We start from the raw sequence: 19,273 nt of genomic DNA, 5'->3' as shown, positions 1-19,273 counted from the left end.
AAATGTGGAAGAAGAGCGGTTCATTTTACATCCATCAACTTTTTTAAACAAGGAACGATATTTGGATTACGAAACGGTTCCTGAAATGTCCTGGAAGAGGTCGAAGCAACAAGAGTTTGACCGGGAATCATTTATAAACTCATTTGAGGAGGACTGACCTATGAACATCAAGGAGGCAGCAAAGCTGCTTGCAACGATTAACGATGTTATCCCTTCATACCAGCCTACCAAGAGCGCAGCTGCTACATGGCAGAGGATTCTAGGAGATATGAGCTATGAAGAAGCGGATCGGCACTTGACCGATTATTTCAAGGGAAGTCGCTACCTTCCCACTCCTTATGACCTGATCGTTAGGGCGAGAGAAGAATTTAACCCGGATGCGCTAGAGCCTATTGAACCTCCGGTGTGGGAGGCTGAACAGTCATGATCGTGGATTATGATGTGGAAATAAATGTCCTTGCTGGAATGCTTAAGGACGAAAAGAGCCTATATGAGGGATTGTCCTTGTTGACGGAGCAGCATTTCAACGGTGACCAGCACAAAGAAGTGTTTCGAGAGATACAGAGGCTGTCTAGTAACGGTCAAGTCACTTACAACATGGTATATAAAGCTCTTAGAGAAACGGTGCACATGGATCTGTTTAAAGCGTTGCGGCAATCCATTGTATCAGCAGATTCATTCCCCTACTGGTATAAGCAGTTACACGAAATATACGTGAAGCGGTTGTACTTTGAAGCTGCTCAGGAGATATCAGAAATCGCAAACTCCAACCGGCCACTAAGCGAGATTACCGAGATTGTGGAAAGTAAGATTATGGGCGCAAGTGTGCAGGAAGGAACAGAACGAATTGTAACCCCTGAAGAAGCGGGCAGGAAAGCCGCTGAAGAGTTTGAAAGGCGGGTTAAGAGCGGAGAAACGATTCACGGAATAAAGCTTTCCCGTCCGGTTCCATCCGGAGGAATGCCGGTAACAGACGGTTTCCCGGGATTGGATGACATGTTTAGAGGATTAAGGGGCGGAGACCTGATTATACTGGCCGCTAAGACAGGCGAAGGGAAAACAACTCTTGCACAAAATATAGTCCGACATGCTAGCATCCATCAAAGTTACCGGACGTTCTACCAGAACACGGAAATGAAAGAAATCGATATAGTGAATCGTTTCGTTGCTCAAATGACGGGAAAAAGTTATGCAGGCATCGATTCCGGTAGTCTGGATTCATTTGACCGAACGCTTGTAAGACAAGCCTTTGAGAATTACGCCAAGTCCAGAGTATTCATTTCAGAATTGCCGATGCTTACCCCTGAACGCAGCCGCGGACTTGCAAGACAGTTTAAAACCAAGTACGGAAAACTAGATCTACTGGTCATTGATTACGTGGGGCGTATGGAGTTGGATAACAGCAAGGGAAAACAGGAATGGCAAATCTTACGTGATATCGCCAAGGAGTGCAAACGGCTTGCTCAGCAGTTGGATACATGCGTAATCCTGGTGGCGCAGTTGAACGAAGAGGGGAAGCTTCAGGGAGCAAGAGCTATGGCGAACGAAGCGGACGGGGTTTTGTTCCTGGAACCATTAACCCGGGAAGAGGTCAATAATGCGCCATACGGGGCTACGCACAAATTAGAGCCTTACAAAGCGCGGCGCGGTTCTAAAGATAAGCACCTATGGATCAGCTTTAACAAAGCCAAAATGTATATAACCGAGGTTCGAGGATGACGGATCCAAAAGAAGAGTACAAAGAACTGATTCGTGAAGCTGCTCGTATAGCCGCAAAGGGCGGGGTCATATCGACAGACTTCGAGGACTTTTTGATCGATCATTTGGACGAAATTGTAGACAACCTGTCGGAGAACCAATTTGACCACCTGCTGCGGAACGGAAAAATACCTGTAGAGGACATAAAAGACGATCAGGAATATGACCAAACGCTAAAGCGGGCGGTTAAGGCCAGAAAACTTTTGGAGGCGGGCAGCGTTACCCCATTTGATTTCAGGCGGTTGAGGCACTACGAGGAAGGCTTACAAGAGCTAACTGAAACCTATAAAGAACGGGAGTGGGAACGATGACCGAAGATGAGTATCTGGATAAACTAGGCCGGATTGTCCGCGGAGCTGAATTTATCGAAAACCTATCTCCCACAGACGCAAAGTACAAGCCGGCTATGGAAAAGTACAACCGATTAGTGAGAGAAGTCTTAGAATATCAGCGGAAAGAGAGGGAGCGCCTTGGTTACTGACCCCTTGAAAATCGTTTCGGACATGCTTGATGCTATCTATGCGGTCCGTGAAGCGCTGGAACAAGCCCAGGAGGAGCAAACATACTCTGAGCAGGAAATCATTGATCTAGAGCACGCTCTGGAGCTTACGCGCTTCAATGCATCGGAAGGGTATCGGATGGCAGTTGAATTAAAAGATGCCAGAGTAAGGCGAAGGAAGGCCAAGAACCAGATTGAGGAACTGCTACCGCTGGTCACTGTATTAAACCGCAGTCAAAAGTTTATCAGCGATTTAAAGGCAGCCCATGCGGAAATAGAGATTATCCGCGGGCAGCAGCGGAATAGGCGATATACGCCGCGGGTGCGGACGGACATGGTTGAATCATTTAACAAAGCCAAAGAGAGGGAGTATGCACAATGACAACAGTAAAAGTATTCATAGAGGACGGGATCCGAAAAGCAGAATTAGAAATGCAGGCGGACAAAACCCAAAAGATCGCCATTATTGGTGGGATATTTGGAATATTCGGGGTAAATCAAGAGGTTCGGGACATGTTGGAGACTTACCAGAAGGCGGGACAGGCATATAAGGGCTTCTTCGATAAGGTTAAGCCGATTGAACTGCCCAATAATCAAAAGCCGCTGGAAGTTGACCAAAGGGAGTCCGTAGCCCTGATGAAAAAACTCGAAGAAAAAAGAAAGTTGAGCTACAAGAAGCAATTAGAACTATCGGCCATGGTGAAACGACAGCGGCCCCTTACAAAGCTCTAGCAATCAACGGAGAAAGAAGTCCAATATCTAGCATGGCTGAAGCTATGCAAGAAGCGGTTGAGAAGGTAGCCAATGAAGAACCTAAACCGGATTGGTACGAAACAGGGATCAAGTACAAGAACGGCGTCCCGCATTACCGTTGCAAATACTGGTGCAAGAATGAAAACTGCAAGAACAAGGGAAACCATTACATTCCGTTAGACGCAGAAACGATCAACTGTCATAACTGCGGACAATCGTTGAAAGTGCGGCTTGCAACTGGTAATTTCCAAGACGTTAGAACGCGTCTACCAGAGCGTGACCAGTACGGGAACTTCTATAGAGCGGATATAGCGGAATGAAGAGCGCGGCAGCTGACTTGCTGCCGCCTTACAAGCAAGTTATCAGGCAACTAGAACAAGCGCGGCAAGCGGAAGAAGATAAGAAACGGCGTAGGATATTAAGCGAAATGATAGGCAGTTGTGAATTTGTTGCAGAATGGCTTGGGACAGGAAGACAGCCAGGGCCAAGGAGAGGTATAGAGCGGCGATCCAGGCAACAAAGGGAAGTGTTGCTTGAACCTGAGAAGATTAACTGGTTTGCCCGTGGAAGGGTCAATTATAACTCTGTCACCCCGGAACAGCAGGCCCGCATCAAAGCTGCACTCTCCCATTTGTCAGATCGGGAGCGGGATTGTTATATCATGCACCATGGGGAAGGGCTTCCTTACTCCCAAATAGCTGAATTACTGGGAGTGAGAAAAGGCTCTGTATCCACATTCATGAATCGAGCTAGGAAGAAGCTAAAACAAGTTACGGGGAGGTTGTGAGGGGATGAGTAAAGTTTGCAAAAAACATCAAGAAAATCCAGCAATTATCTACAGCAAGTGCATTGGCTGCGAAATTGAGATGCTACAACAACTCATCAAGGAGAAAGAGCAGTTGCTGAAGTGGTTTAGGGAGAGACAAGACAACTGGGTAAGCGTCAAGGATCGTTTGCCGGAGCAAGAGGGATATTACCTCACTTATACGCAGCAGGCCGGCATTTTTACAACAAGGTTTATTGGCGGCGAGGTAAGGGCGTTTACCGATATGCTGGGTTTTGCGGCCTATCCGGGAATCACGCACTGGATGCCGCTACCGGAGCCACCGAAGGAGGCCGAACAGGAATGAGGGAAGGAATCGGCGGGGGTTGTGGCTGCTTCTTGATTCTATTGGGTATAGCGGTACTAATCTCATTCCCAACGATATTGAGACTATTGGATAAATTGATAGATAAGTTATAGGGGGCGGGAAGATGACTAAACATACAAAATCCGATGTAGCTCAATTGCAGCGAGACGCATTCAGGCATGTAGAGTCTGAGTTATATGCCTATCCATACCGTAAACGAGAAATTGAGCGGTTGAGGTCTCAAATACTTAATCCTTACAAGGAACCGGAAGAGAATACAGGCGGCAGCCGCAGCAACTTGCCAGGAGATCCGACAGCAAGAGCCGGAATATCACTGGCGAGTCATTCTAAGCTCATACACATGGAACGTGTGGTTGATGCGATAGAGGAAGTCTATAACCGGCTTCCAGAGGTCAAGCAAGAGCTAATCCAGGCTAAATATTGGACAAAGCCGCAGCACCTGACCACTGTTGGAATATGCAAAGAATTGAGCATCAGCGAAAGCACGTACAGGCGGTGGCGTAGCAAATTCGTCCGGGATATTGTCGATATTCTTGGATGGTAAAAAAAAGTTGACTGAAAGTTGACCGTTTTCGCGGTTTCGGTCATGATATTATGATAGTGTCGCAAGTAATAAGTTAACGCCGCTGCAGTCACAACATCAGCCGTTTGGGTTGATTATCAGGCTGCAGCGTCAACGCCCTGTAAGCTCAAAAGGCAGCCGTGCCAAGTAGACAAGGGCAGTAATTGCAGGTCGCTGCAAGGATCGGTATATATCGGTCGGCAGCGTAAACGCACCTGTACCCGCATGACAGTGCCGCAAGGGCGGATAAGCTGCCGTGCTTATATATCCCTGATGATGCGTTAACGGTTAAGCTCCGCTTAGCTCAGTAGCATTGGGGGACTACCAAGGCTCACTCCTTAAGGGGTGGGCTTTTTGATTTGCTTGGAGGCAACTATGAAGCATAAAAAACACTTTGCCGGTTGGATCAGTTATAGACATGGAATAGCCTGGGGAATCAGCAGGGAGCGGAAGGACAAGCGGACAGGAGTTATTAGACGGTGAATCCACAATACCGAACGCTTGAGCAGAAACGAAAGTTTTACGACAGCCAAGCTTGGAAGCAACTCCGAGAAGAAGTAAAGGATCGTGACAACCATGAATGTCAGGAGTGCAAGCGTAATGGACTGGTCTCCATCGACACGAACGAATACAGCGAGACAGCCAAGCGAAAGAAAATTGCTTTGGTCGTGGATCACATAAAAGAATTGGAAGATCATCCGGAGCTAGCTTTGGAAATAGATAATCTTGAAACATTATGCGTTAGCTGCCACAACGTAAAGCATGGAAGAGTTTTTGTTCCGAATGTGAACAAGTGGGCAGCAGATGAAAGGTGGGATTGAGGGTATGGAGATATGGAAACCAATCGAAGGACACAATTATGAAATATCAAATCGCGGAAACGTTAGGCACATAGAAACTAAAAGAATAAAAGTTCCAGAGCTTCATGATAACAAATATTTAAGGGTGAAATTGAATAAGAGAAATTACAAAGTCCACCGATTGGTTGGGCTTTATTTTATTTCAAACCCAAGCAACAAACCTGAAATAAACCATAAGGATGGAAACAAACTCAATAATCATGTTGATAATTTAGAGTGGGTTACGCCTAAAGAGAATACGAAGCATGCTATTGAAAATGGTTTGAAGCCGAGACTTGACGAGGCCACTGTGATTAAAATCTATCATGACTTTTGGATCGAACATTTAAAACTTTATGAAGTCATGCGCAAATATAAAATAACAGAGAATGTCGCTAACTCAATCAAGTATAAAACCTGCTATCAAGATATATTGTCCAAGGTAAAACTTCAATTGGTAATCTCAGGCTGACCCCCCCACTCTAAGGTTTTAAGGAATCTTCTAGGCTGGGCACCGGCGGGGGGAGTCAACTGCCGAATTTTTTCGCGTTTTCGCGCGTTTATAGTTAATTGGGAATTAATGTAAACCTGTTTTATGGAGGGGAGGGAGTCGATTGCACGAGTCTGAAAGGGAAAAATTGAGAAAACAAATCGAGCGGGACCTTAAAAAGCAACTTAAGGCAAGCGGTACAATCGCCAAATACCATGCCGACCTGGTGCAGGATTACTTGGAGCTGTGGGATTTAAAAAATGAGTTGTTTGACGACATTCGAGACAACGGGACTAAGGTATCGGGGATGCATGGGCCGAAATCGAACCCCTCCATTACCGACCTCCACAAGACCAATGACCGTATGCTCAAGATTCTCGAGGCGTTAAACTTGAATGTGCCAAAAGCGGAAATAAAGCGGCCAGTTTATCATGACAAAAGTGAATTGGTATGATCCACCAGAAATACGTTGATGAATATATCGCTCTTTACCGCAAGGGCGAAATCAAGTTTAACAGAGAACGAGAGCTGCTAATTGAATATTTGGAACGGGATGTGCTGTCCCGTGACGATCTATATTTTGATGACGAAATGATTGAGAACTGTATCAAGTTTGCGGAGAAGTGGTATTTTCCACTTCAGCCGTTTCAAAAGTTCTTGATTGCTTTCGTTTTTTTATTTTATACAGGATCACGCAAATTGTTTTACCGGCGCTATCTCTGGATGCTGGGCAGGGGTGGCGGGAAAAACGGTCTAATCTCTGTTATCAGCCATTTTCTAACCAGCGAGCTGCATGGAGTGAGAGGGTACAACATATCCGTCATTGCTAACTCCGAGGAACAGGCAAAAACGTCTGTCGAAGAGGTTGGCGAGGTTGTTAAGCTGTACCCGACATTGCAGAAACATTTCAAAGCGACAGCTACCCAGGTCCTGAGTAAAAAGACGAACAGTATTTTCAAGTTTCGGACGTCTAACGGGAACACGAAAGACGGATTGCGGGATGGTGCTGTTGTCTTTGACGAGATTCATTACTTTGAAGATAACCAAAACGTGAGGGTCCATATATCTGGACTTGGTAAGCGGCAGCCACCAAGGGAATTTTACATCGGCACAGATGGTTACGTCCGGGATGGATTTCTTGACAAGATGAAAGAGCGGGCCCGAAAAGTCCTTGAAGGTAGCGCAAGAGCCAATTCGATGTTCCCTTTCATTTGCAAGTTGGACAAGGAAGAAGAAATTGACGATCCGGCCAATTGGGAAAAGGCCAATCCAATGTTGAGTGAGCCCCGAAACGAATATGCTCAAGGCCTATACGAGACAATCCAGGAAGAGTACGAGGACTTAATAGACGATCCGTCCAACCGCGAGGAATTCATGACCAAGCGGATGAACTTGCCACTGACGGACTTGGAAAGGTCGGTTGCGAAGTGGGAAGAAATTGCAGGAACCAATCAGCCGCTGCCGGACCTTGAAGGTCAAGAATGTATTGGCTGCTTGGACTTCGCGCAGATCAGAGACTTTGCATCGGTCGGCCTGGTATTTAAACATGACGGCAAGGTTCCGTTCATAACCCACTCCTTCACGCGCAAGGAGTTTGTTGACAAGTATTACGGCTATTCCCGGCGCAACGTTGACGACAAGGAAAAATTCGCGCCAATCAAGGAGTGGGAATCTAAAGGTCTGCTGACGGTGCTGCAGGAGGAAATGATCAACCTGGAGCATATCGTCAACTGGTTTATAACCCAGCGGATCAAGTACAACATCAAGAAAATTATAGGTGATAACTATCGCATGGAAATGCTCAAGCCGATGCTTGAAGCTGTCGGGTTTGAGGTCGAAGTCATTCGCAGGCCGGAAGCGATTCACGGGCTCTTGGCTCCCCGCGTGGAAATGTATTTTTCCAAGGGCATGTTTGTATGGGGAGATAATCCTTTGATGCGCTGGTACACCAATAACGTCCTTGTAACCATCAAAAAGGACGGCAATAAGGTATACGGCAAAAAAGAGCCGATCCGTAGGAAGACAGACGGCTTCCAAGCATTGGTATGCGGACTGTACCGCATCGAGGAATTGAGCGAAGGCAGCATTGATGATGCGCTGGATGCACTAGATGCCTTGAACTTCTAAAGGGGGTGAGGAAAACGGAATGGGATTTTTGGATAGTATACTCCGACGAAACCGAGAGCTTGAAAGCTTATTTGATTTTGATTTGTTTGATGATTTATCTAGTCGGCCTTATCTCAAAAAAATGGCGTTAGAAACGTGCATCAATTTTATAGGGCGGACAATCAGCTTGAGTGACTTTAGGATTGTCGAGGATAACAAGCGGATAAATGATGACTGGAACTATCTGCTGAATGTGCGGCCAAATACTGACCAGTCAGCAGCAGAGTTTTGGCAACAGTTGGTTTACCGGTTGATATATGACAATGAGGTCTTGGTCATCTTATCGGATCGTAATGACTTGCTGATTGCTGATAGTTTCAGTCGGGTGGAGTACGCCGTTTACCCCGACATCTTCAAAGACGTTACAGTCAAGGACTATACATTCAAACGCACATTTCAAATGGACGAAGTCATTCACCTGACGTATAACAACGAAAAACTCACACGGTTTCTGAATGGCATGTTTGAGGATTATTCATCTCTGTATTCCCGGATGCTGGAAACACAGAAGTTGAGTAATCAGATTAGGGGAACGATTGGAGTTGACTCGACACAGTCCCTTGATGATAAGCAGCGCACCCGGTTGCAGGAATTTATTGATAAGCTCTTTACTTCCTTCAAAAAAAATGTCATTGCTCTGGTCCCCAAACTCAAAGGCTTTGAGTATGACGAAGTAAACAATGGATCAAATAACGGCAAGTCCATTGACGAGCTTACGAAACTAAAGCGGGACATAACGAACGAAGTGGCTAATATCATTGGTATTCCTAGCACCTTGATCCATGGAGATATGTCGGAGTATGAAACAGCGATTAAGGCGTATAACAAGTTTTGTGCAGCTCCGTTGCTAAAAAAGATTCGCGACGAGCTGAACGCCAAACTGATTTCGAAATCGGACTACATGCGAGGCAAGCGAATCAGCATTCACGGTGTCATTGAATCGAACCCGCTGGAGCTGGCGAATGCAGTAGACAAGCTTAGAGCATCCGGCGTTTACAACGGCAATGAAATTAGGATCAAATTGGGGGATGAGCCAGTGGACAATCCAGCTTTGGATGATTACGTGATGACGAAAAACTATCAGGGTGCTGCTAGCTCAACGGAAGGGGGTGACGAAGAGAGTGAGCAAAATGACAAAACTTGATTTTTTAAAGACATTCAAGAATCAAGCCTACTTGCCGCAGTTGGAAAAGATTGATCGTAAACTAGAGTCCCGTTATAACGAGGCGGACGATGTTACTGAAATTACGATTTATGGTGTGATCGGCTACGCTTGGCGGGAATCAGTATCAGCGTCCGAGATTGATGACATCCTGAAAGATGCAAAAGGAGACTTATTAATTCATCTTAACTCTCCTGGTGGAGATGCTTTTGACGGAATCGCCATTTATAACCGGCTTAAAAAGCATAAGGGAAAGGTAACCATCCACGTTGACGGCTGGGCGTGCTCTGCGGCCTCAGTCATCGCTATGGCAGCCGATGAACTGATTATGGGTCTAGGATCCATGGTCATGATTCACGAGGCTAGTAACATCGTATGGGGAACCAAGACACAGATGCGCAAGGAAGCCGATGTATTGGACGAGTTGGAAGAAGGCATTATTGACATCTACATGACCAAGGCCAAGGTGAGCCGCGAGGATATCCGAGCAGCGGTGGATGCTGAAACATGGTACAGCGCACAAAAAGCGGTTGATATCGGATTCGCTAATGCAGTAGCCGGCAATAGTGATGACGAGAAGGAAAATGAAATTGCTGCGCTTCGCACCCAGCTGGCGGATGCACATAACGAAATACAGCAGTTAAAAAACAAGAAGGAACCTGAACCAGATCCTGCCCCGGCAGCTCCTGCGACAAGGTTCTTTTTTTAATTCCAAAATAACGGAGGTCTAATCATGACGATGAAATTGAAAGGCAAGATGGAAAACTTCGAGGTTAAAAAAGCCGCATACATGGAGCTGGTAAGAGAAGGCGCTGACGCTAAAGTCCAGGCGGAAGCTTGGAATGAAATGCAAGATGCTCTTGTTACGGATCTGACCGAGAAAATCACAGCCCATGTTCGTAACGAAAACATTGACAGTCAAATTCTCTCTTCCCGCGGTCAAAACGTCCTCACATCGGAGGAAAAGAAATACTTCAACGAAGTCATTGAATTTGGGGGCTTTGACGATGATTCGATCCTTCCTGTAACTACGCAAAACCGGGTATTTGAAGATTTGGTTGCAGCTCATCCGTTGCTGGACGCAATCGGTTTGCAAGACCTTGGGGCAGTGACGAGATTCATTTACTCTGATGCGAACAAAACGTTTGCCTGGGGTAACCTGTTTGGTCCGATCAAAGGACAAGTTAGCGCGGCATTCCGCGAAGAGCAAATTGGGCAGCTTAAATTGACCGCGTTTGCCGTAATCCCTAAAGACATGCTGGAGCTTGGACCAGAGTGGGTGGAACGATATGTCCGCACGTTGCTGGTGGAGTCATACAGTGTTGGTCTGGAGTATGGTTTAGTTAATGGTCGTGGACCTGCTCAAAGTGAGCCAATCGGCTTAACAAAGGACGTAGCACTTAACGGAGCGGTAACCGACAAAACTTCCTCCGGTACGCTGACATTCGCGCCTTCCCAATTTGGCGAAGTAGTAGCCGGTGAGCTGCATGACGTAATCAAAGCGTTGTCCACTGACGCAGAGGGCAAATCCCGCAAGGTACTAAACAAAGTGGTTATGGTCGTCAATCCGGTGGATGCAATCAGCGTTCAATTCCGGAACACGATCCAAACAGCGAATGGTCAGTGGGTAACGGCTCTTCCTTATAACATTCGCGTTGTCGAGTCGGAAGAAATTCCCGTTGGCAAGGCGCTGTTCTTCGTGCAAGGCGAATACCTTGCTATCTTGGCTGGTGGATACAAAGCCAATAGGTTCGACCAGACGCTGGCTATTGAAGATGCCATGTTGTACACCATCAAGCAATTTGCCAACGGTAAACCTAAAGATAACAAGGCAGCTCTGTTGTATGACTTGAATATCCAATTCAGTACCAACGGGCCAGGTGGAGATGACGAAGAAACTCCTTAATAGGGGTTTCTTCTTTCTTTTCAGAGAGGGGGAGGAAAATGTCCGAATCCTATAAGGTAGTACGCAGATTCCGGGACCAAGACGGCCGTGTCTACGAGGTTGGGGACGTTTACCCTGCTGAGGGTCTAAAAATCACGAAAAAGCGCATTAAACAGCTATCGTCCACAAATAACCAGTATGGTCAGGTTTACATTGAAAGCGGTGAATGATCATGGTTGAAGCAATTACGCCGCAAATCGTAGCTGAATTTATGACCAGGATGCACTTGGACGATGAAGAAGACGGCAACCTGGAACGCATCCTCAAGGCTTCGTACAGTGATTTAAGGCGGATTTGTGGTGATTACGAAATTACCGACGAAGTATTTAAGGAACTGGTCTTTGAACGGTCCCGGTACGCTTATAACGATGCGCTGGAGTATTTCTATACGAACTTTTTGACGCAGCTTAATAATCTCAATATCAGCAAGGCGTTAGAGGGTGAACCCGATGAAACCGAATAAGTATAACGCTAATAGCAACAGCGGAAGGTTTAACAAGCGTATTGGGATATGGGGGCCAACGGTTACACAGGACGAGATCGGCAACGAGATCGAAACGTTTGGTGAAATCATGAAATTGTGGTCGATGGTCAAAACGGTTAAAGGATCAGAATACATTGCAGCTGCACAAACTCAAACTGAAAAAACAGTCCGCTTTGTAGTTCAATATTCCAAACGGCTGGAACGGCTCTTTGATGAACATAAGACCAACATCCAGATTGAGTATAAAGAAAACATGTATGACGTTGTCGCTCCCCCGATCAATGACGATGAACTAAACAAAACCTTCACCATCATTACTCAGGGGAGGCAGTGATTGGTTATGGCTAAAACGATAAGCATAGACAGCCTAGCAGCAGAGATTACAAACGCAGTCAAAGAGTATACAGAAGATGTAACAGCCGGAATTGAAAAGCAAGCGGACAAATCGTCAAGAGCGATGAACAGGGAAATCCGTAACGACTCCCCAAGAAAAACGGGTGTATACGCGAGCGGATGGACACGAAAAAAGTTCGGGGCAGGTGGAGTCATTAGTTATGTCACTTACAACAAAACCAAACCGTGGCTCACACATTTGCTGGAAAAAGGTCATGTCAAGCGTGGCGGCGGGCGTGTTGCAGGGAAGCCTCATATTCGACCTGCAGCAGATCGGGCGGTCGCTGAATTTGATAGGCGAGTCCGGGAAATCATCCGGAACGGAGGGTGAATATGACACAAACAGAGCTTCTGCAGGAATTAAGAGCAATCGGGTATCCGGTTGCTTATTCACATTTTAAATCTTCCCCACCCCCTCCGTATCTTGTGTATTTGTTTGCGTATAACAACGATTTGCAGGCTGACAACATGAATTATGCCGAGATCAGTAATTTTCAGATCGAATTGTACACGGCAATCAAGGATTTAACGGCTGAAAAAGCCGTGCAAGACAAATTAAAAGAACTCAAGTTGCCTTATCGCAAGTCTGGAACCTGGATTGAAGGCGAAGGATTATTTCAAATCATGTATGAAATTCAACTTATAGGAGGATGAACAAATGTCTCAAAATAAAGTAACTTTTGGTCTGGAACGTGTTCATATTGCATTTTTGGACGAGAGCGGCAACACGCCAACATGGGAAACGCCAATTCCGATTCCCGGCGCTGTACGTTGGACACCTACTGCCGTAGGAGAATCAAGCACTTTTTATGCTGATAATAATGCCTATTTTACTATTACTGCAAACAACGGATATACAGGCGAATTGGAAATGGCTTTAGTACCTGATGAAGTTCAAGCCGAAATGTTGGGATGGGTTATTGACGACAACGGCATGTTGGTTGAAATATCGGATGCAATTCCAAGGAAATTCGCTTTGCTTGGACAAGTACAAGGTGATAAGCGTAACCGTAGATTTGTATATTACGATTGCCAAGCTAGCCGACCAGCAAAAGAAAGAACCACTAAAGGCGAATCTGTTGAAGTGGCAACAGATGTGCTTAATTTAACCGTTTCGCCAACTGAAATTGAGGGAATCCGAGTCGTAAAAGGTGATTTGGAGCTCAGCGACACGAATGCAGCAGCTTACAACAGCTTTTTTGATTCTGTTTATGTTCCTACTATCGGGGGAAATGGCGGTGAAGAAGATTGAGAGAAATCAAAATCGGAGAACAGACCGTAAGAATTAAAGCAGCTCCGCTTGCGCTACTCTATTACAAGCAAGAATTTGAAGCTGATTTGTTGGGAGATTTGACTAGTCTCCAAACGTTGAAAGAAGATCCAACTAAGATTGACACGGTGCTGCTCCTGCAGCTGGTTTGGGCTATGGCAAAATGTGAAGCTTATGGTAGCCAAAGGGAACATCCATCCTTCTTTGAGTGGGTGGGCTCCTTAGAATCCATTGATTTCAACGAATTGAGTAACTTCGTGGGTATTTTGGAGGAAGCCGAAAACGGCTTTTTTCGTTCCGCTAGAGGAACAAAAGCGGCGAAAGCAGAAGCGAAGTAACCCTAAATCATTTGAAATTGAAATCCTTGCAGCAGCTAAAAAAATGAAGCTTAGCTTTCATGAGTTAAATGAGTTCCGGCTGCGGGACTTTTTTGAATTTGCGGATGCCTATGCAGGAGAGAAGGACGAGCCGCAAGAAGCCACACAAGCCGATATTGACGCATTCTACGGAGGATAGGGGGAATAGATATGGCGGAGACGATACGCGGCATAAACGTAGTCATTGGAGCGGAGACAACCGGGTTATCTAAAGCCCTATCCGATGTAGATAAAAAGAGCCGAGATATTCAGAAGGAGCTTCGACAGGTTGAAAAACTGCTGAAGCTTGATCCGTCCAATACTGAACTGTTAGCACAAAAGCAGCAATTGCTTGCAGATGCCGTTCAGCAGACACAGGAGCGCTTGAATCGGCTGCGAGACGCACAAGAACAAGTCAACAAACAGTTCGAGAAAGGCGAGATCAGCGAAGGCCAATATAGAGCCTTTCAACGTGAGCTTATAGATACTGAGAATAAATTAAAGACTCTCCAAGGACAGCTAGGGAAAACACGCATCGACTTTGAAAAGCTTGGCAAGTCGATGCAAAATATTGGTCAAGGAATGAAAAATGTAGGGCAGTCGCTGACTAAAACGGTGACTGCCCCTTTACTTGCCCTGGGTGGACTAGCAACTAAGGCATCTGTGGACTTTGAATCGGCATTTGCCGGAGTCAGGAAAACCGTCGATGCAACTGAGGAAGAATTTGCCGTGTTTCGGCAGGGAATGAGGGACATGGCGAAGGAGATCCCAGCCGCTGCTACTGAAATAGCGAGGGTTGGGGAAGCCGCGGGGCAGCTTGGCATCCAAAATGACGCCATATTAGGCTTTACCCGGACCATGATTGATATGGGTGTGGCCACTAACATGAGCAGTGATGACGCTGCTATGGCGCTTGCTCGTCTAGCCACGATTACCCAAATGAACCAGAAAGATTTTGATAGACTTGGCGCAACCATCGTTGACTTGGGTAACAATCTGGCGGCTACGGAGTCTGAGATAGTAGAGATGGGCTTAAGGCTGGCCGGGGCCGGGGCTACGGTGGGTATGACCGAGGCGCAGATTCTAGCTTTTGCGGGCTCCTTGGCAGCTGTAGGGATCAATGCAGAGGCTGGGGGAACAGCATTTAGTAAGTTAATGATTAACATTGCTAATGCTGTAGCGATGGGTAGTGATGACTTAGCCGGATTTGCCCAGGTTGCAGGAATGACTTCCGAGGAATTTGTAAATGCCTTTGAAAAAGATGCAGCAACGGCAATTGTATCCTTTATTGAGGGCTTAGGCAAAATCAACAAGACAGGCGGAAATACGTTTAAGGTTATTGAAGACCTTGGCTTGTCTGAAATCCGTTTGCGGGATGCTCTTTTGCGGGCGTCCGGTGCTGGCGATGTCATGCGGAAATCCTTGGAGCTTGGAAATAAAGCTTGGGAAGAAAACGTTGCACTGACCAACGAGGCCGAGGAACGGTATAAAACGACTGCCTCCCAAGCCCAAATCTTCAAAAATCGCTTAGTTGATATTGGCATAACATTGGGCGATGCACTTGTTCCAGCTCTCCTGAAATTGCTAGATTCCCTGCAACCTTTAATTACAAAAGTAGCTCAAGCAGCGGAATGGTTTGCTGGCCTGGATGACCGCACTCGCGGGATAATCATAGCCTTGGGCGGACTGGCAATAGCCGCTGGACCTGCATTAATGGTATTAGGGTCCTTAGTCAATAGTGTTGGATCAATGTTTATCATATTTGATAGAGTCTCTAGCGTTGTGACCAAGGGAGGCGGGGCGCTTGCTACGTTCTCAAAAATCGCATCAATTGCAGTATCCCCAATTCGCGCTTTGGGCACAGCGTTAGTTTTCTTGGCAACAAATCCGATTGGGTTAGCCATTACAGCTATTGCCGGTCTTGTAGCAGGGATTACGGCACTAGTACGGTTTTTGAGTAGGGATTCTCTGCCGGCTATTCAAAGCTTCGGAGATCAGGCGGCAGCGGCCACGGAAAAAGCATCCGGGAGCTTTAAAAACTTTCGGTCCGGAACAGAGTCAGCATTACAGGACACCGCAAAGGCTGCTCAGACCCAAGGCGCAGCGATTGGCAATAACATTGCCGATGGGGTAGGAAAAGGCACAAGTAAAGCCAAGGCTAAGGCCAAGGACGACATGAAGGAAATGGTTGACACCTACAAGCAAAGTGTCGATGACATGAAGGAAATTGTTGACCGTAACACTGAAACCTTAAATCGGATGGGTGACGCAATCGTTACGGCTCTGAAAAAGCAATACGATGAAGCCGAAAAAGCCCAATCTGACGCTATAGATTCCCGGATTGATGCTGAGAAAAAGGCATCTGATGCGGTCATAAAGCAATTTGATGATGAGCTGCAAGCTAAACAACGATCTTTAGACAAACAGAACGACGCAGAGAAAAAAGCTTCTGATGAGAGGTTGAAAATCTATGACAAGGAATATCAAGAAAAGCTCAAAGTCATAGATGAAGAGGCCTATCAACAGATCAAGGCTTTACAGGATCAGATCGATGCGATTGACGGACAGACCGACGCTGAAGAAAAAGCGGCGAGAGAGCAGGAACATAACGCTAAGGTAGCCGAGCTCCAAAAACAGATGGCGGCAGCTGAAACAGCCGAGGAACGAGCTAAGATTCAAGCGGATTTAACCAAACTGCTTGCTGATTATGAACGCCAACAGCTTCTGGAACAGCGCAGGATGCAGAAAGACGCATTAAAAGAGCAAATTGACGCCGTGAAGGAAACAGCTACAGCCAAGAAAGACGCTCTTAAGGATGAAATAGACGCTCAGAAAGAGGCGGAGAAAGAGCGCCTTGCCGCTCTCCAGGAATCTATTAAGGAAGAGAAGGAAGTCCTTAAAGAACGCTATGACGGCCTTAAGGAGCAGGAGCAAGAGCGGGTAAAAATCTTTACGGAAGGCTTGAGCGAAGAGAAGGAATCTATCAAGAAACATTTTGAAGAGCTGAAGCAGGCAGAAAGCTTGCAGGCGGAAGCTCGAAGAATGCTAATTGAACAGAATAATGACGAAATCGTCAAGCTGTTGGAAACCTATAACCCCAAATGGCAGGATGCTGGGCAATCCTTCGCCGACAGCTTCAAAAACGGACTTAACTCTGAGAAACAGTCCATTGCTGAAGCAGTCAGCCAAGCCGTAGATATTGCTCCGGCCATTGATAAGCAGGTCGCTGAATTGGACCGTATGCAGGCCAAATTAAAGGAGCTGGAAGACGCTGCAAAAGGTTCATCTGCCGATGGAGGCGGTGGAGGCGGCGGGGGAATCTCCGGATTAGCGCTTGATTTTGACAATGCTGCCTTGTCTGCTGAGGAATTTGCGGATGTATTGGAGGGCCAAGTTGGTCCGGCCATGCGTGAAACAGCAGAGGCTATGGGCGGATTATCCGAAGAATCCCTACAAGCCTTTGTCGGGTTGAACGATAAGGCTACGATGGAGCTGAATCAACTTTACTGGTCCGGCGTGCAAATCACGGAGGACATGGCTGCGGAACTGGCTGATACCTATGCTGCTATGGGGCAAGATATCCTAGCAAATCTGGACAGCTCCCACGCTGAACAACGTGCATCCTTAGAAAAGTTCCTTGATGGTAATAAAACTTTGACTGACGAACGAAAAGAAGAGATGCTTCAAGATCTTATCAGTAAACAGGAACGGGAGCGGCAGGAAGTTGAAGATGGACAAACCCGGATATTTGAGATCCTATCCAATGCTCTTGACGATCAGCGCGGTCTTACCAAGGATGAGTACGAGGAAATCAACGGTATCCAACGGACGTTCCGTGACAGGGCAGTTGAAATCTACCGCGACTATGAGACGGAATCCAAAGCGATACTTGAAAGATTGAAAAATGATTCTTCTGAATTATCAGCGCAGCAGGCTGCTGAAATCGTCAAACAGTCCAATCGTCAGAAAGAAGAGGCTATTCAGGCGGCTGAGGATCAATATAACGATATTGTTCGCTTCGCCGTCCAGCAGCGGGATGAAACTGGGCAATTATCTGCCGAGGAAGCGGACGCGGTAATAGCTGAAGCCAAAAGGCAGCGGGATGAATCGGTTGCAGCAGCTGAGGATATGCAACAAAAAGTTGTATCCGAAGCGAAGAAACAGGCGAAAGAACACGTTGATCATGTGGATTGGGAAACCGGGGAGATTTACAGTAAGTGGGACATGTTCAAGAACAAGATGGGCACGGCCTGGGATGAAATGTGGAAAGATGCCAAGCGTAATGTTAACAATACAGTTAATGACGTTAAGAGCGGATACCAGGACATGAAAACCAAAGTCGATGAACACTTGAACAGCATGCGGGAAGCCATTGAGGCCAAAATGACATCCATTTCAGACGGAATAAAATCGGCTTGGGAAGGCGTTATGGACTTCTTCCGCAACATCGACCTAAAACAAATCGGTTCTGACATTATGCAAGGGTTGGCAGATGGTATCTCCAACACTATATCCAATGTAACCAATGCTGCTGGTATGATCGGACGAGGAATTAAGGAAACGTTCACTGGAATGCTCCAAATTAATTCACCATCCAAAGTATCTGAAGGTTGGGGGAGAGACATTGGGCGCGGTCTGGAAATCGGTCTTGAAAAGTCCGTTGCCGGGATTAAGAGTCGGGTTGATGACCTGCACAACCGGGCTATTCCGGGCATTGACACACCGTTAGCCGGTGCAGGGAGCTCCACGGTTCAGCACATTAACTTTGACGGCCTGTTTAGTGGTGCAGTCCTTACAATTCAGAATGAATCCAATCTCCGGGAACTTAGCAAAGAGTTGGGTTTGACGGTTGTCAAATCAATGCGCGGACAGGGGGCGTTGTAATTGAGCTTTACACTTGGTGGAAAAACAGCACGGCAATTGGGGGTTGTCATGAAAGGTAGCTCCCAGCGTCCCATTCTGCCGGGCACAAATGATAAAACTTTGACGATACCTGGTAAAAACGGGGCTTGGGATTTTGGTGCGGACATGGGTACACGTCTTTTTTCTTTGGACTTGGCCTTTATCACGAAGGATTATGTCACGCTGCAGCAGGCTATAAGCAACTTTGCTGCTCATTTGGTGGACAGCTATGGGAAACCCCGGAAGCTGGAGCTTCGATTCGATGCCCGGCCCGGCCAACATTTTATTGTTCGGTACTCCGGAAACCTCCCCATCGAGCGCATAGCGGGATTTGGTCAGTTTACTTTGCCGTTGGTCGCCTTTGATCCTTATGCCCGTGATAATCGGGAAAGCTTGCTTGAAACGACTCTGACAACGAGCCCTTATGAGAGGATCATAGTTTCAAACGGGAACATCCGGACGGAACCGGTCATTGTGCTAACTAACCAGGGATCAACCACGATTACCAACTTTCGCATTACAAATGAATACTTATTGGAGTGA

The 19,273-nt window shown here is 46.6% G+C and carries 27 protein-coding genes; all 27 read left to right on the top strand.

Going from position 1 to position 19,273, the window contains the following annotated elements; all coding sequences use genetic code 11:
* Positions 1 to 160 precede the first annotated feature (160 nt).
* The 27 genes from PSHG_RS24015 (at position 161) to PSHG_RS23875 (ending at position 19,273) form a co-directional block, all read left to right on the top strand.
* Entirely contained in the window at positions 161 to 427 is a 267-nt protein-coding gene (locus tag PSHG_RS24015) for a hypothetical protein (protein WP_010278868.1), read from the top strand.
* Positions 424 to 1,719, top strand: a complete 1,296-nt coding sequence (locus PSHG_RS24010) for a replicative DNA helicase (RefSeq protein WP_010278866.1) — start codon at positions 424 to 426, stop codon at positions 1,717 to 1,719. The genes PSHG_RS24015 and PSHG_RS24010 overlap by 4 nt, the downstream gene beginning before the upstream one ends.
* On the top strand, positions 1,716 to 2,069 hold the full coding sequence (locus tag PSHG_RS24005) for a hypothetical protein (RefSeq protein ID WP_010278864.1): 354 nt from the start codon (positions 1,716 to 1,718) through the stop codon (positions 2,067 to 2,069). The genes PSHG_RS24010 and PSHG_RS24005 overlap by 4 nt, the downstream gene beginning before the upstream one ends.
* A complete protein-coding gene (locus PSHG_RS30795; protein ID WP_157213494.1) occupies positions 2,066 to 2,239 on the top strand; it encodes a hypothetical protein in 174 nt (57 codons plus the stop codon). Before PSHG_RS24005 ends, PSHG_RS30795 begins: the two co-directional genes overlap by 4 nt.
* On the top strand, positions 2,229 to 2,639 hold the full coding sequence (locus PSHG_RS23995; protein WP_010278862.1) for a hypothetical protein: 411 nt from the start codon (positions 2,229 to 2,231) through the stop codon (positions 2,637 to 2,639). Before PSHG_RS30795 ends, PSHG_RS23995 begins: the two co-directional genes overlap by 11 nt.
* Positions 2,636 to 2,989, top strand: coding sequence for a hypothetical protein (locus PSHG_RS23990; protein WP_010278860.1), 354 nt, complete (start codon positions 2,636 to 2,638; stop codon positions 2,987 to 2,989). The genes PSHG_RS23995 and PSHG_RS23990 overlap by 4 nt, the downstream gene beginning before the upstream one ends.
* A 32-nt stretch (positions 2,990 to 3,021) precedes the next feature.
* Positions 3,022 to 3,330: a hypothetical protein gene (locus tag PSHG_RS28905; RefSeq protein WP_010278857.1), complete on the top strand. Its 309-nt coding sequence runs from the start codon at positions 3,022 to 3,024 to the stop codon at positions 3,328 to 3,330.
* Positions 3,327 to 3,797: a sigma-70 family RNA polymerase sigma factor gene (locus PSHG_RS32050; RefSeq protein WP_010278854.1), complete on the top strand. Its 471-nt coding sequence runs from the start codon at positions 3,327 to 3,329 to the stop codon at positions 3,795 to 3,797. The genes PSHG_RS28905 and PSHG_RS32050 overlap by 4 nt, the downstream gene beginning before the upstream one ends.
* Positions 3,798 to 3,801: 4 nt before the next feature.
* Positions 3,802 to 4,140, top strand: a complete 339-nt coding sequence (locus PSHG_RS23975; protein WP_010278851.1) for a DUF551 domain-containing protein — start codon at positions 3,802 to 3,804, stop codon at positions 4,138 to 4,140.
* Positions 4,141 to 4,264: 124 nt separating this feature from the next.
* Complete coding sequence (locus tag PSHG_RS23965) at positions 4,265 to 4,705, top strand: transcriptional activator (protein WP_010278845.1); 441 nt, start codon at positions 4,265 to 4,267, stop codon at positions 4,703 to 4,705.
* A gap of 497 nt (positions 4,706 to 5,202) precedes the next feature.
* Positions 5,203 to 5,544, top strand: a complete 342-nt coding sequence (locus PSHG_RS23955; RefSeq protein ID WP_010278843.1) for an HNH endonuclease — start codon at positions 5,203 to 5,205, stop codon at positions 5,542 to 5,544.
* Complete coding sequence (locus tag PSHG_RS23950; RefSeq protein WP_010278839.1) at positions 5,528 to 6,034, top strand: NUMOD4 domain-containing protein; 507 nt, start codon at positions 5,528 to 5,530, stop codon at positions 6,032 to 6,034. The genes PSHG_RS23955 and PSHG_RS23950 overlap by 17 nt, the downstream gene beginning before the upstream one ends.
* 142 nt (positions 6,035 to 6,176) lie before the next feature.
* Entirely contained in the window at positions 6,177 to 6,506 is a 330-nt protein-coding gene (locus PSHG_RS23945; protein WP_010278835.1) for a P27 family phage terminase small subunit, read from the top strand.
* Complete coding sequence (locus tag PSHG_RS23940; protein ID WP_010278831.1) at positions 6,503 to 8,179, top strand: terminase TerL endonuclease subunit; 1,677 nt, start codon at positions 6,503 to 6,505, stop codon at positions 8,177 to 8,179. Before PSHG_RS23945 ends, PSHG_RS23940 begins: the two co-directional genes overlap by 4 nt.
* A gap of 19 nt (positions 8,180 to 8,198) precedes the next feature.
* Positions 8,199 to 9,362 carry a phage portal protein gene (locus PSHG_RS23935; RefSeq protein WP_010278826.1) on the top strand — a complete coding sequence of 388 codons (1,164 nt, stop codon included), beginning with the start codon at positions 8,199 to 8,201 and terminating at the stop codon, positions 9,360 to 9,362.
* Positions 9,349 to 10,089: a head maturation protease, ClpP-related gene (locus tag PSHG_RS23930; RefSeq protein WP_010278822.1), complete on the top strand. Its 741-nt coding sequence runs from the start codon at positions 9,349 to 9,351 to the stop codon at positions 10,087 to 10,089. Before PSHG_RS23935 ends, PSHG_RS23930 begins: the two co-directional genes overlap by 14 nt.
* Positions 10,090 to 10,113: 24 nt before the next feature.
* Positions 10,114 to 11,286, top strand: coding sequence for a phage major capsid family protein (locus PSHG_RS23925; RefSeq protein WP_010278820.1), 1,173 nt, complete (start codon positions 10,114 to 10,116; stop codon positions 11,284 to 11,286).
* A 38-nt stretch (positions 11,287 to 11,324) separates the two neighbouring features.
* Positions 11,325 to 11,495, top strand: coding sequence for a hypothetical protein (locus PSHG_RS23920; protein WP_010278817.1), 171 nt, complete (start codon positions 11,325 to 11,327; stop codon positions 11,493 to 11,495).
* A 2-nt stretch (positions 11,496 to 11,497) separates the two neighbouring features.
* The gene (locus tag PSHG_RS23915) at positions 11,498 to 11,788 is read left to right on the top strand and encodes a hypothetical protein (protein ID WP_010278814.1); all 291 of its coding nucleotides are present in this window, start codon (positions 11,498 to 11,500) and stop codon (positions 11,786 to 11,788) included.
* Positions 11,775 to 12,143, top strand: a complete 369-nt coding sequence (locus tag PSHG_RS23910) for a phage head closure protein (protein WP_010278812.1) — start codon at positions 11,775 to 11,777, stop codon at positions 12,141 to 12,143. The genes PSHG_RS23915 and PSHG_RS23910 overlap by 14 nt, the downstream gene beginning before the upstream one ends.
* A 6-nt stretch (positions 12,144 to 12,149) precedes the next feature.
* Positions 12,150 to 12,533 (top strand): hypothetical protein, encoded by a 384-nt coding sequence (locus tag PSHG_RS23905; RefSeq protein WP_010278809.1) that lies wholly within the window; start codon positions 12,150 to 12,152, stop codon positions 12,531 to 12,533.
* 2 nt (positions 12,534 to 12,535) lie between these two features.
* Positions 12,536 to 12,856: a hypothetical protein gene (locus PSHG_RS23900; protein WP_010278805.1), complete on the top strand. Its 321-nt coding sequence runs from the start codon at positions 12,536 to 12,538 to the stop codon at positions 12,854 to 12,856.
* Positions 12,857 to 12,860: 4 nt separating this feature from the next.
* On the top strand, positions 12,861 to 13,454 hold the full coding sequence (locus PSHG_RS23895; RefSeq protein ID WP_010278801.1) for a major tail protein: 594 nt from the start codon (positions 12,861 to 12,863) through the stop codon (positions 13,452 to 13,454).
* The gene (locus PSHG_RS23890) at positions 13,451 to 13,810 is read left to right on the top strand and encodes a hypothetical protein (RefSeq protein ID WP_010278797.1); all 360 of its coding nucleotides are present in this window, start codon (positions 13,451 to 13,453) and stop codon (positions 13,808 to 13,810) included. The genes PSHG_RS23895 and PSHG_RS23890 overlap by 4 nt, the downstream gene beginning before the upstream one ends.
* Before the next feature lie 43 nt (positions 13,811 to 13,853).
* Entirely contained in the window at positions 13,854 to 13,988 is a 135-nt protein-coding gene (locus PSHG_RS31780; RefSeq protein ID WP_262362403.1) for a hypothetical protein, read from the top strand.
* Between the two features lie 11 nt (positions 13,989 to 13,999).
* Entirely contained in the window at positions 14,000 to 18,712 is a 4,713-nt protein-coding gene (locus tag PSHG_RS23880; protein WP_010278794.1) for a phage tail tape measure protein, read from the top strand.
* A complete protein-coding gene (locus PSHG_RS23875; protein ID WP_010278790.1) occupies positions 18,713 to 19,273 on the top strand; it encodes a phage tail domain-containing protein in 561 nt (186 codons plus the stop codon).

This window comes from Paenibacillus senegalensis JC66, assembly GCF_000285515.1.
GTDB lineage: Bacteria > Bacillota > Bacilli > Paenibacillales > NBRC-103111 > Paenibacillus_L > Paenibacillus_L senegalensis.
Note: the sequence above shows the minus strand (reverse complement) of the source record. Positions and strands in the feature narration are given on the sequence as shown.